The sequence below is a fragment of the Microbacterium sp. LjRoot45 genome, assembly GCF_964253325.1.
In the GTDB taxonomy this organism is placed as follows: Bacteria; Actinomycetota; Actinomycetes; order Actinomycetales; family Microbacteriaceae; genus Microbacterium.
The window spans coordinates 2,349,407-2,361,625 of sequence record NZ_CAXUQM020000001.1 but is presented as its reverse complement, the minus strand read 5'-3'; the positions used below and the strand labels follow the sequence as shown (position 1 = coordinate 2,361,625).

The following is a 12,219-nucleotide window of genomic DNA, read 5'->3' as shown; positions in this document are numbered from 1 at the left end:
CCGGATCGGCCCGACCCGCGAGCGTCCGCTCGCCGGTCGGGCCGTCAGCTCGCCGGTGTCGCCGAGGAGCCGGCGAAGGCGGAGCCGGGCCGCACCACGAGCGATCGCGGCAGGAACACCGCGGCAGCACGGGTGCCCGCAGACAGCTCGGACAGTAGCGCGGTGCGCACCGTCTCGGCATCCTCCCCGAGCGTCGCCGATCCGGTGACGCCCTTGCTGTCGCGGGCATAGCTCGCCCGTTCGATCGCGGCGACGAGACGCGCGACGACGGCATCCGGCGCTCCGTGCTCCGCGACCAGACGCGCGCCGAACCCACGGGGCGACTCCGCCGCGGGAACGGAGATGCCCACGTCGATCGCCGCCTCCTGGAGCATGCGCCATGCGGCACCGGCATCGCCGTCCGCCGCCCGCCGGGAAAGGCTCCGCCGGCGCACCGTGCGCACAAGTACGGGCAGACCGCCGACGACGAGGATGCCGCCCACGGTCAGCAGGTACGGCCGCAGATCGACGAGGCGCAGGGTGGAGGCCGTGGCATCCGTCGGGATGTCGTCGGGACGCTCGACGGGCGCTGCCGAGGCCGTCGAGGTGGGCGTGGTCGTCGGCGTCGGGCCCGCGATATCCTCCCCGCCGTCGTCGACGCCCGCCTCACTCGCGGGCAGGAAGCGCGTCTCGTTGCCGAGGCTCTTCGTGGGCTCGAAAGCCACCCACCCGATGCCCTCGAAGTGCACCTCGGGCCAGGCGTGCAGCTGGCTGGTCTTGACCTCCGCGAGCCGCTGACCCTCTTCGGTGTCACCCGTGTAGGTGCCCGGGAGGAATCCGACGACGATCCGTGACGGCATGTCGAGGGCGCGAGCCATGAGCGCGAACGCCCCGGCGAAGTGGATGCAGTACCCCTCCTTCGCCTGCAGGAACGCGGCGACGGCATCCGAGCCCGTCCCGTCGAAGCCCTCCAGCACGGGGGCTTCCAGCGAGTAGGTGAACTCGGGTCCGCGGAACCACTCCTGCAGTGCATCGAGTCGGTCGTAGTCCGTCCGGGCGCCGGCCGTCACCTGCTCCGCCAGCTCTCCCACCAGCGCGGGCGTGGACTCGGGGAGAGCCCGCACATCGAGCGTGAGCCCGCGCACCGTGGCCCGTGAGGCGCGCACCTGCTCCAGCGTCGGGCGCGGCACCTGCGAGACCACTTCGTACCGTTGGCCCTGGGTGCTCGCCTGACCGCTGAGCACCGTCCGGCTGTACGGCACGGCGCGCCACAGCCCCTCCAACCCGTCCACGCCCACCGCCGGGTACGACACCGGCAGGTAGGAGGAGGAGAGATTGGAGATCGCGATGTTGGTGCGGTACTGCGTGACCCGGATGCCGTCGTCCACGACGACGGGCTCCATCCCCTCGTCCCACAGGGGCACCGAACGCGGTCGATCCGGTCGCCACACGTCACCGTCGAACTCCGACAGCGTCGCGACCCTCAGATAGGGGAGCGTCGGTCCGTCGGTGCGCACCGTCATCACCGTCACGTCGTCGCGGCGGCGCAGATCGTTGCCGAGATCGAGGGTCGGGTCGATCGTCGCCAGTGTTCCCGTGCCCGATCCTGCGGCGACGGGCGCCGGGAGCGCGGGCGCGCTGATGAGCGTCGCCACGACGGTCACGACGCCGATGGTCGCTGCCATCGCGGTCACACCGGACGAGGTTCCCGGCTCGGGCGCTTCCCGGGTGCGCGTCTCGGCGCGGATCAGCGCGAGCACCGCGCACGCGAGGAAGACGAACGCCAGCACGTTGACGCCGCTCGGGACGGCGATCGCGGGGATCAGCCAGACCGCGACGAGAGCGATGGATGCCAGAAGCGGCATACGCGCGGTCAGCACGACGTGGTCGAGGGCGATCGTGAGGATGCCGATCGCGCCGATGATCAGAAACGTCAGCGACTCCGATGGTGCCATCGGCGCCACGCCCAGCAGGATCTCGGCCGACGCCTGCTGCACCGCGGCGACCGCGGCGTCGACGACATCCGGCGTGGGCACGATTCCCAAGAGGGCCTCGCGCCCGAAGAACACCGCCGTGATGCCGGCGGCCCACACCGCCACCTCGGCCAGCGTCACCCCGACGGCGGGGGTGCGCAGACGCCGCAGCGCCCCCCCCACCAGGAGGAGCGTTCCCGTCACCGCGGGAACCCCCCACAGCCAGGCGCCCGGGGCGACGACCGTCAACAGGGGAGCCGCCGCCGCGATCATCCCGAGCCAGAGGGCGATCGACAGGCGTCGTTCGCCGCGCCGATGCGCCGACTCCGCCTCGGGCGCCGCGAGGGCCGTCGCCGTGTCAGACGCCGACACGGCGGCCTCCTCGGTCGACAGCTCCCGCCCAGGCAGCGGCGAGGTCGCTACCCGGCGGGATGGATGCGGTCCGCCACCCCGTCGCCGCGGCCCGTGCGAGCGCATCGGCGCGGGGTGCCACGACCAGCAGGAGGGGGAGGGCGCTGTGGTGAGGCAAGGCCGCCAGTGCGTCGGCATCCGTGCCGTCGAACACACCCGTGACGACGACGAGCGGACCTGTCTGCACCCCCGCGAACAACCGCACGAGCGGCGTCGGATCGGCCGACCGGCGCACGGCGGTCACGCGCGCGAAGCTCGTCAGGAGCCGGTCGACTCCCGCGGCGTCGCCGCCGTCGATCGGCTCGGCGAGTTCGGACCCGTCGAGGTCGATCACGGTGACGCGATAGCCCTCGCGCACGAGACGGGCGGCGGCGGAGACGCACGCCGTCACGGCGGCTTCGAATCCCGCGTCCTCGCCGGGTGCCCGCATCGCCTCCTCGCTCCAGCGCGCGGCGCTGCAGTCGAGCACGACCACCGCTTCCGGCGTCGTCTCCTGTTCTTCCTGCCGCACCATCAGTTCGTCGCGGTGCGCACTGGCACGCCAATGGATGCGGCGCATCGAGTCGCCGGGCACGTAGTGGCGGGGGATGAGGTTGTCCGCGCCCTGGCCGAGCTGGTTCGTCGTCGAGTGCATGCTGCCGCCGGCTTCCCCGGGTAGTTCGGAGAGGGCGCCGAGTTCGACCGCCTGCGGCGCCACCGTCAGCAGCGACGGCTCGCCGACGGTCGTGCGGCGCCGGGCGAATCCGAACGGGTCGGTCGAAGTGACCGTGAGCGGGCCGACCGGGTGGATGCCGCGTCGCCCCGGGGTCAGGTCGTACTCGAGGTCGACGCCCCGACTCGCGATCCCCATGCCGGATGCCGTGGCGGGGAATCGGCCGTGCGCTTCGGCATCCATGCCCGGGGCGAGCGCATCGCGCCACGCCCCCTGCGCGACGGGGAGCGGCGAGCGGATCTGCACCCGCGCGTGCACACGAACGTCTTGGCCGGTCGTCGCGACGTCGGGGTGGAACGACCGCGTCACCGTCTCGGACCGCCGCACGACGTACAGGGTCACGATGCTCGCCGCGACGGCGGTGAGCAGCAGCACACTGACGTAGATCAGCTCCGTGACGACGAACTCGTGCGCCAGCACGAAGCAGAGCACGCCGAGAACCACCGCACCGGTGCCTCGGAGCGTCAGCGGCCAGCGATTCACGGTGGGCCTCAGCGGGTGGCGAGCGGCACGCGCACGGAGTCGGCGATCGAGCGCAGGACGGAGCTGACGGCATCCGAGGCGGTGCGTCCGCGGGTCGCGCTCGTCCCCCGGGCGGCGATCATGCGGTGCGCGAAGACCGGGTCGAGGAGGGTGACGACGTCGTCGGGGATGACGAACTCGCGACCGTCCAGCGCCGCCCAGACCTTCGCGGCGCGCACGAGCTGCAGCGTGGCGCGCGGGCTCGCGCCCAGACGAACATCGGGATGCGACCGCGTCGCCCGCGCCAGCCCCACGGCGTACTCCTCGACGGCGGGGGAGACATGGACGTTGCGCGCCCACGCGATGAGCTGCCGAACGCGCGACGAGGCGACGACGGGCCGAACATCGTCGAGCGGATTCAGGGTGTCGCGCTGGCGCAGCATGAGCGCTTCGGATGCCGCGTCGGGGTACCCCATCGAGACGCGCATCATGAAGCGGTCGCGCTGCGCCTCCGGGAGTGCGTACGTGCCCTCCATCTCCAGCGGATTCTGCGTGGCGACGACGAGGAACGGGTCGGGAAGGGCTCTACTCGTTCCGTCGACGGTCACCTGGTGCTCCTCCATCGCCTCCAGGAGGGCGGACTGCGTTTTCGGTGAGGAGCGGTTGATCTCGTCGGCGATGACGATGTGGGCGAACACCGCGCCCTGCTTGAACTCGAACACCCGGTCCACCGGGTTGTACACGCTCACGCCGGTCACGTCGCCGGGAAGGAGGTCGGGGGTGAACTGGATGCGGCGGACCGTGGCATCCACCGTCGCCGCCAGCGCCCGCGCGAGCATCGTCTTGCCGACGCCCGGGACGTCCTCGATGAGAAGGTGCCCCTCGGCGAGGAGACATACGAGCGCCGCGCGGACGGCGTGGGGCTTGCCGTCGATCACTCGCGTGACGGACTCGGTGATCGCCGTGGTCTCCCGCGCGAACTGCTCAGCCGTGACGTCCTCGCGAATCGGTGGAGCGTCGTCACGGAGCGTGTGGGTGTGATCGTCGGGCATGCGTTCCCCTTCGCCGCGGCGGTGCGTTTCTCGATGCTAACCCGGGGCGGCATGCGCGCGGCCGGACGTCGGGTAAACTTGCAGAAGCTCTCCGCGAGACGGCATCCAGGCCAACTCCCCCAGGACGGAAACGTAGCAAGGGTAACCAGGCTCTGCCGGGTTCGCGGAGAGTCTTTCTTTTGCCCGGGGACTGCCGGCCGCACGGCCGCTCGATCCCGCGCCTGGGGTTCATGGGCTCGGGGTAGCGGGGGCGTCGAGGGGGAACAGGAAGAGAGGTTCGGCGTCCGGGCGTTCGGTTTTGGGGAAGTAGGGGGTCGCGTCGAACACCGGAGTGGGTTCGTCGAAAAGGAGGGTGACCAGTTCCTCGCTGTCGCCCGGGTGGCAGTCGGTGGTGATGCTCAAGTGGAATCCGCCGCCGCGGGGGGTGGAGTCGAACACGAGCCGGCTGATTCCGTTGCCGCGGGCGATGATCACCCAGATCGCGTCGGGATCGTCGGACGGACTGACCGACGCGTCCAACCCCGCGGCGGTGATCGCCGCGGCCGCCGCTTCATACCGTTCCAACCGCAACGCCGGATCGGCCGAGCGCAGATACCGCGTGAAGTAGAACTCGTATCCGCGACCGTCGCGACACGAGTCCGGCAGAGCGCCGTATCCTGCGCCCGCCCCGCCGACGTCCCATTCGCCGTCGTAGACGGCCGTGAGGATATCGGCTGCGATCGCCCGGTAGGCGAGGTAGTGACTCTTCGCCTGTGCATACAGCTCCGATCCCGTCGGCACCGGCTGCGCCGCGCAGCCCGTCACCACAGCCACCACCAGCACCACCACACCAAACCACCGCCCACGCCTTGGTCTCATGGTGTGGGGGTCGGGTCGGGGTATCGGGGGGCGTCGAGGGGGAACAGGAAGAGCGGTTCGGCGTCCGGGCGTTCGGTTTTGGGGAAGTAGGGGGTCGCGTCGAACACCGGAGTGGGTTCGTCGAAAAGGAGGGTGACCAGTTCCTCGCTGTCGCCCGAGTGGCAGTCGGTGGTGATGTTGAGGTGGAATCCGCCGCCGTGGGGGGTGGAGTCGAACACCAGACGGCTGATTCCGTTGCCACGGGCGATGATCACCCAGATCGCGTCGGGGTCATCGGTCGGACTGACCGACGCGTCCAACCCTGCGGCGGTGATCGCCGCGGCCGCCGCTTCATACCGTTCCAACCGCAACGCCGGATCCGGCGAGCGCAGATACCGCGTGAGACGAAAGTCATACCCGCGGTTTCCGTCACATGACCCGGGGAGCGCACCGTAGTCGCCGACTTCCCACTCGCCGTCGTACACGGCCGTGAGGATATCGGCTGCGATCGCCCGAAAGGCGAGGTAGTGACTCTTCGCCTGCGTATACAGCTCCGCTCCCGTCGGCACCGGCTGCGCCGCACACCCCGTCACCACCGCGACCACCAGCACCACCACACCAAACCAACCGCCATGCCGCAGCCGTCCTCTCATTCCGACCCGACCTGTCATGGTGTGGGGGTCGGGTCGGGGTAGCGGGGGGCGTCGAGGGGGAACAGGAAGAGGGGGTCGGCGTCGGGGCGTTCGGTTTTGGGGAAGTAGGGGGTGCGGTCTCCGATACCGGTCTCTTCGAACATTTCGGCTTTGAGCGCCCGGTTGTTGCCGGGGTGGCAGTCGGTGGTGATGCTCAAGTGGAATCCGCCGCCGCGGGGGGTGGAGTCGAACACGAGCCGGCTGATTCCGTTGCCGCGCGCGATGATCACCCAGATCGCGTCGGGATCGTCGGACGGACTGACCGACGCGTCCAACCCGGCGGCGGTGATCGCCGCGGCCGCCGCCTCGTACCTTTCCAACCGCAACGCCGGATCGGCCGACCGCAGATACCGCGTGAAGTAGAAGTCATACCCGCGGGTTCCATTACATGACCCGGCGAGCGCGCCGTAGTCGCCGACTTCCCATTCGCCGTCGTAAACCGCCCTGAGGATATCGGCTGCGATCGCCCGGTAGGCGAGGTAGTGACTCTTCGCCTGCGCATACAACTCCGCCCCCGTCGGCACCGGCTGCGCCGCGCAGCCCGTCACCACCGCCACCACCAGCACCACCACACCAAACCAACGCCCATGACGCATCCGCCCTCTCATTCCGACCCGATTCCTCCCTGCGCGGTACCCGGGGAACCCGTCGCGATGATCGAGACGAAGTTGTAGAACGACTCCGTTCCATCGACGAGGTAGCCCTGATCGGTGAAGTCCCACGGCGCTTCTGCGCCCAGGCCCGAGGCGTGCGTCGAATGGCCCGGTGTCGGAGTGAGCCGCGTTCCCGTGTGCTGCGACGACGTCGCGAGCGAGCCGTCGTCGTTGCGCGGGTATCCCCCGTCCGAGTCGAACGTCGTCACGCCGGGCACATCCTCGGGCGCGACGGCGTGCACGCCGGACGCCCGGCCGACGATCGCCAGCGAGTCGCCCGGTGCCCGTGTGGCGAACATCTCGACCCCGGAGAAATCTCCGCGGGCCGTCAGCGGCTCGTGCCGCGTCGTTGCCGTGAGGTCGGGGATGAGCCCGGCGCTGCCGAACGTCACGAAGCGATCGACCGAGAGGTTGTGGGCGTCGGCGCCGATGGCTGCCGCCGCCGTCGTCGAACCGTACGAATGCGCACCGACCGTGAGCGTGGCCGCCGCGTTCGCGCTCCGCACGCCGCCGAGGAACGTCGTTAGCCGGCCCGCCCCATCGTCCGCATGGGCGTTGCCGGGCTCCTCCACGAAGTTGGGGGTGTCATAGCCGAACCACACGATCGATGCTGCCGATGGCACCTCGTCGAGTACCCGATTGATGTCTCGTGCCGTTTCGGCCCACGGTTCGAGGTCGGCCGTCGTCGTCATCATGCCGGGCACCAGCACCGTGACGTGGGACGCGCGTGCGACGTCGCCGAAGCTCACCGACGCGAGCACCTGCGACTCGGCATCCGGCTGGAAAGATAGGAGCTTTCCGCCGCTTCGGATGGACTTCGCGATGGCCGTGAACTCCGCGTTCTCGGGGTCAGCCGCGATCACGCGTTCCAGACGCACCATGTTCGCGGTGTGACGCGCGGCATACGGGATGCCTTCCAGATTTCCGATGATCTCCGGAGACGTCGCGATCAGCTCCTCGCGCACGGAGGGGGACAGGGCGGCCCATTCCTCCGCGACTCGATCGGGGTCGCCCGAGATCACGGCGTGTAGACGCGATCGCAGCGCGAGCCCGGAGTCGCCCGTGACCGCGATCACATCGGCGAACTCGTCGAGCGCGCGTTCGTAGGCGGCATCCCACCGTCCGAACCAGTACTCGTAGTCCTCCCACGCGGCATCCCGTCGCGCTGTCGCGGCCGTCGTGGCCTCGTGCGCCGTCTGCCGCGCCGACGTCGTTGCCGGGTCATCGTCGTCGAGCAGGCGCGTCGCCGCCTCTTCCTGCTGGGCTGCCTGCGCCGCCGCGTGCGCCGCCGTGATCTCCGCGACGAGGTCGCGGATGCGCGGGTCGGCCGCGTCGAACTCGTCGAGGTAATGACCGAGCGCGCGTTCCACGCGACCGGCCAACGTCGTCACGGCCGAGAGGACATCGCCGGCCGTGGTCGCGTCGGCACGCAGCGCATCGATCGCCTTCCCCTCGCCGTCGATCCGCGCGACGCCGTGAACGAACGGTGCGAGCCCATCCAGGTCGTCGCGGAGCATGCCCATGACCCGCACCACTTCGGTCATCCGACCCGACCGGCCATCGAGCTCCAGAAGGGGGTACCCGCGCGTGGGTGAGATAAGGGAGACGACCTCGACCATCAGCTGACCGCCCGCGCGATCTCGACGTCGAGCGCGGGGAAGTCGGCGACGATCGACTCGGCCCTCATCCGCAGGTCGCTGAGCCGGGAGTCCAAGAGGGTGCGCGAACGCTCGAACTCCTGGAGCGATTCGCCCGCGATGACGATCAGCTGCCCGCGGTTGGCGGGGAATCCGATTCCCGGATCTTCGGAGAACTCGCCGCCGCCGGCCAGCATGCTCTGCAGCGCCGCCAGGGTCGAGGCCACCATCTCGAGGCTCTGGGTATCGACGTCCACATCTGCCACGCGCCACCGCCGCCTTTCCTCATCGCCTGCATCGACGCTTCGCCGATTTCTCTCCTTTCGTGGACGCGCGAGGGCCCGACATCTGACGGCGCGCTCGCAGACACCTCCGATTTCCGGGGGACCGGGAGGTTTTGTCCGGGGCCCCTCCTGGCCGCCTCTCGGGCGCGCCGCCTAGGCTGAAGCAGTGGCCAAGAGCATCTACATCACGTCGACCGAAGGTCTCTCGGGAAAGTCCACGATCGTCCTCGGGGTGATCGACGCCCTCACCCGCGTGTCACCCAAAGTCGGTGTCTTCCGAGCGATCGCGCGGTCGACGACCGAGCGCGACTACGTGCTGGAGATGCTCCTCGACCACGTCGGCGTCGAGCTCAAGTACGACGAGTGCATCGGCGTCACCTACGACGACGTGCGTCGGGATGCCGATGCCGCGCTCTCCAAGATCGTCGAGCGGTTCAAGGCCGTCGAGGCCAAGTGCGACGCGGTCGTGATCGTCGGCAGCGACTTCACCGATGTCGGGTCGACCTCGGAACTCGGGTACAACGCGCGGATCGCCGCGAACCTCGGCGCGCCGGTGCTCCTGGTGCTCAACGGCCGCGCGGGGGAGGGTGACCGGCTGGGCGTCAGCGTCGCGCGCACCCCCGAGCAGCTCGCCCAGGTCACCGAACTCGCCGTGGCGGAGGTGCGCATCCACCGCGCCGAGTTGTTCGCCGTCATCACGAACCGGGCCGACCCGGTCAAGCTGCACGCGATCAACGACGGCATCCGCAAGGTCGTCGCCGATGTCCCCGCCGCCGACGGGCACCGCGAGGCGGCTGTCGGAGTGTGGTCGATCCCCGAAGACCTCTACCTGGTGGCTCCGGCCGTGCGCGACGTGATGCTCACGCTCGAGGGGCGTCTCCTCCGCGGCGACGAGGACCTCCTCACGCGAGAGGTGCTCGACGTCGTGGTGGCGGGCATGTCGCTCAACAACATCCTCCCGAGGCTGCGCGAGGGCGCGATCGTCATCGTCCCGGCCGACCGCACCGAAGTGCTGCTCGGGCTTCTGCTCGCCAACTCCTCCGGCACCTTCCCGTCGATCTCCGGGATCATCCTCAATGGCCCCTTCCCGCTCCCGGATGCCGTGGAGCGCCTCATGGTGGGCCTCGACTCCTCCCTGCCGATCATCCAGACCGACCTCGACACCTATGACACGGCGGTGCGCGTGATGGGCACGCGCGGGCGTCTCGCGGCCGGTTCGCAGCGGCGCTACGACACGGCTCTCGCCCTCTTCGAGCAGAACGTCGACACCGAGGAGCTGACGACGTCGCTCGGCCTCACGACCTCGCACGTCGTCACGCCCCTCATGTTCGAGTACCAGCTGCTGGAGACGGCGCGCGCGTCGCGGAAGCGCATCGTGCTGCCGGAGGGCGGCGACGATCGCGTGCTGCGCGCCGCCGCGACGGTGCTGGCCCGCGGCATCGCCGACCTCACGATCCTCGGAGACGAGGCCGAGGTCCGCGGACGCGCGGTCGAACTGGGCCTCGACATCAGCGCGGCGCAGGTGCTGAGCCCCTTCGACCCCGCGACGGTCGACCGCTTCGCAACCGCGTATGCCGAGCTGCGCAAGCACAAGGGCGTCACCTACGAGAAGGCCGCCGACACCATCACCGACGTCTCGTACTTCGGCACGATGATGGTCCATCTCGGGATGGCGGACGGCATGGTCTCCGGCGCCGCGCACACGACCGCGCACACGATCCGGCCGGCGTTCGAGATCATCAAGACGCGCCCGGGTGTCTCGGTCGTCTCCAGCGTCTTCCTGATGGCCCTCGCCGACCGGGTGCTCGTCTACGGCGACTGCGCGGTGATCCCCGATCCCAGCAGCGAGCAGCTCGCCGACATCGCGGTGTCGTCGGCGGCGACGGCCGCGCAGTTCGGCATCGAGCCGCGCATCGCGATGCTGTCGTACTCGACGGGGGAGTCGGGCACGGGCGCCGATGTCGACAAGGTGCGCGCGGCCACCGTGCTCGTGCGCGAGCGTGCTCCGGAGCTGCTGGTGGAGGGCCCGATCCAGTACGACGCTGCCGCGGATGCGGCCGTCGCGAAGGCGAAGATGCCCGAGTCCGAGGTCGCCGGGCGGGCCACGGTGTTCGTGTTCCCCGACCTGAACACCGGCAACAACACCTACAAGGCGGTGCAGCGTTCGGCGGGCGCCGTCGCGATGGGCCCCGTCCTGCAGGGACTGAACCGCCCGATCAACGACCTGTCGCGCGGCGCTCTCGTCGAAGACATCGTCAACACCATCGCGATCACCGCGATCCAGGCACAGAACCAGGGAGAGCACGCGTGACCGTCGTCCTCGTCATCAACAGCGGCTCGTCGTCGTTCAAGTACCAGCTCCTCGACGTCGAGAGCGAGCGGTCGCTGGCATCCGGTCTCGTCGAGCGCATCGGCGAGGAGCTGGGTTCGGCGCGTCACAAGGTGATCGGGGCGGAGGGGGATGCCGAATCGGCGCGGGAGCTGCCGATCCCCGACCACGCCGCGGGCTTCGCCGTCATGCTCGCCGCGTTCGCGGAGAACGGCCCGTCGCTCACCGACAGCCCTCCGGCGGCGATCGGTCATCGGGTCGTGCAGGGCGGCGCCCGGTTCTTCCAGCCGACCTTGATCGACGACCTCGTGGAGATCAACATCGACGAGCTCTCGGTGCTGGCGCCGCTCCACAATCCGGGCGCCGTCCAGGGCATCCGCGCTGCTCGGGAGGCGTTCCCCGACCTCGCTCACGTCGCCGTGTTCGACACGGCGTTCCACCAGACACTGCCGCCGGCGGCATACACCTACGCGATCGACCGCGACATGGCGCGCAAGCACCGCATCCGGCGCTACGGGTTCCACGGCACGAGCCACAAGTTCGTCAGCCGCGCGGCCGCCGAGCACCTCGGCAGGCCCCTGCGCGAGCTGAAGCAGATCGTGCTGCACCTGGGCAACGGCGCGTCGGTGACCGCGGTCGACGGCGGGCACTCCGTGGAGACCTCGATGGGGCTCACGCCGCTGGAAGGGCTCGTGATGGGCACCCGATCCGGTGACATCGATCCTTCCGTGCTCCTCGTGCTCGCCCGTCGTGAGGAGATGAGCCCCGGCGAACTCGATGCGTTCCTCAACAAGCGCAGCGGCATGCTGGGCCTGGCCGGTGTCTCCGACATGCGCGACATCGAAGAGCGCAGGGATGCCGGCAACGGCGCCGCGATGCTCGCCTTCGACGTCTACGTCCACCGGCTGCGGGCCTACCTCGGCGCCTACATCGCGCAGATGGGCGGCGTCGACGTGATCTCGTTCACGGCGGGCGTCGGCGAGAATTCGCCGCTCGTGCGGGCCGCCGCGCTCGAGACACTCGGCTTCCTCGGCATCCGGGTCGACCCCGTGCGCAACGAGGCACGCGTCCGCGGCATCCGCGCGATCTCGACCGACGACTCCGACGTCACGGTGCTCGTCGTGCCCACGAACGAGGAGCTCGAGATCGCCCGTCAGACGATGTCGATCGTCGGGCGCGCCTGATCCCGCACACGCCT

At 70.0% G+C, this 12,219-nt stretch carries 10 protein-coding genes and 1 other RNA gene; 3 read left to right on the top strand and 8 right to left on the bottom strand.

What is annotated here, in order from left to right; translation table 11 throughout:
• Positions 1 to 44 precede the first annotated feature (44 nt).
• From ACSQ18_RS11230 to ACSQ18_RS11220, 3 genes are read right to left on the bottom strand one after another with little or no spacing between them, the layout of a single operon-like run.
• Positions 45 to 2,324: a transglutaminaseTgpA domain-containing protein gene (locus ACSQ18_RS11230; RefSeq protein ID WP_436037417.1), complete on the bottom strand. Its 2,280-nt coding sequence runs from the start codon at positions 2,322 to 2,324 to the stop codon at positions 45 to 47.
• Entirely contained in the window at positions 2,311 to 3,558 is a 1,248-nt protein-coding gene (locus ACSQ18_RS11225) for a DUF58 domain-containing protein (RefSeq protein WP_436037416.1), read from the bottom strand. The genes ACSQ18_RS11230 and ACSQ18_RS11225 overlap by 14 nt, the downstream gene beginning before the upstream one ends.
• A gap of 8 nt (positions 3,559 to 3,566) precedes the next feature.
• Positions 3,567 to 4,589, bottom strand: coding sequence for an AAA family ATPase (locus ACSQ18_RS11220; protein WP_436037415.1), 1,023 nt, complete (start codon positions 4,587 to 4,589; stop codon positions 3,567 to 3,569).
• A gap of 83 nt (positions 4,590 to 4,672) precedes the next feature.
• Between ACSQ18_RS11220 and ffs the strand changes: the two genes are divergently transcribed.
• Positions 4,673 to 4,767, top strand: an RNA gene (gene ffs, locus ACSQ18_RS11215) — signal recognition particle sRNA small type.
• A gap of 50 nt (positions 4,768 to 4,817) precedes the next feature.
• Here the strand turns inward: ffs and ACSQ18_RS11210 are convergent.
• The 5 genes from ACSQ18_RS11210 to ACSQ18_RS11190 all read right to left on the bottom strand — a co-directional run bounded on the left by ACSQ18_RS11210 (position 4,818) and on the right by ACSQ18_RS11190 (position 8,674).
• Positions 4,818 to 5,411 carry a hypothetical protein gene (locus tag ACSQ18_RS11210; protein WP_436037414.1) on the bottom strand — a complete coding sequence of 198 codons (594 nt, stop codon included), beginning with the start codon at positions 5,409 to 5,411 and terminating at the stop codon, positions 4,818 to 4,820.
• 32 nt (positions 5,412 to 5,443) lie between these two features.
• Complete coding sequence (locus ACSQ18_RS11205; protein ID WP_436037413.1) at positions 5,444 to 6,037, bottom strand: hypothetical protein; 594 nt, start codon at positions 6,035 to 6,037, stop codon at positions 5,444 to 5,446.
• Positions 6,038 to 6,093: 56 nt separating this feature from the next.
• The gene (locus ACSQ18_RS11200) at positions 6,094 to 6,726 is read right to left on the bottom strand and encodes a hypothetical protein (protein ID WP_436037411.1); all 633 of its coding nucleotides are present in this window, start codon (positions 6,724 to 6,726) and stop codon (positions 6,094 to 6,096) included.
• Positions 6,723 to 8,315, bottom strand: coding sequence for an alpha/beta hydrolase (locus ACSQ18_RS11195; protein ID WP_436037409.1), 1,593 nt, complete (start codon positions 8,313 to 8,315; stop codon positions 6,723 to 6,725). The genes ACSQ18_RS11200 and ACSQ18_RS11195 overlap by 4 nt, the downstream gene beginning before the upstream one ends.
• Positions 8,316 to 8,389: 74 nt before the next feature.
• Positions 8,390 to 8,674, bottom strand: a complete 285-nt coding sequence (locus tag ACSQ18_RS11190) for a hypothetical protein (protein WP_436037407.1) — start codon at positions 8,672 to 8,674, stop codon at positions 8,390 to 8,392.
• Positions 8,675 to 8,858: 184 nt separating this feature from the next.
• Between ACSQ18_RS11190 and pta the strand changes: the two genes are divergently transcribed.
• On the top strand, positions 8,859 to 11,003 hold the full coding sequence (pta, locus tag ACSQ18_RS11185; protein WP_436037405.1) for a phosphate acetyltransferase: 2,145 nt from the start codon (positions 8,859 to 8,861) through the stop codon (positions 11,001 to 11,003).
• Entirely contained in the window at positions 11,000 to 12,205 is a 1,206-nt protein-coding gene (locus ACSQ18_RS11180) for an acetate/propionate family kinase (protein ID WP_436037403.1), read from the top strand. Before pta ends, ACSQ18_RS11180 begins: the two co-directional genes overlap by 4 nt.
• Positions 12,206 to 12,219: the final 14 nt, after the last annotated feature.

Coding starts and splice junctions, on each gene's coding strand:
- ACSQ18_RS11195 (WP_436037409.1), bottom strand. CDS start 8,315: ATGACCGAAGTGGTGCGGGTCATGGGCATGCTCCGCGACGACCTGGAT.
- ACSQ18_RS11200 (WP_436037411.1), bottom strand. CDS start 6,726: ATGAGAGGGCGGATGCGTCATGGGCGTTGGTTTGGTGTGGTGGTGCTG.
- ACSQ18_RS11220 (WP_436037415.1), bottom strand. CDS start 4,589: ATGCCCGACGATCACACCCACACGCTCCGTGACGACGCTCCACCGATT.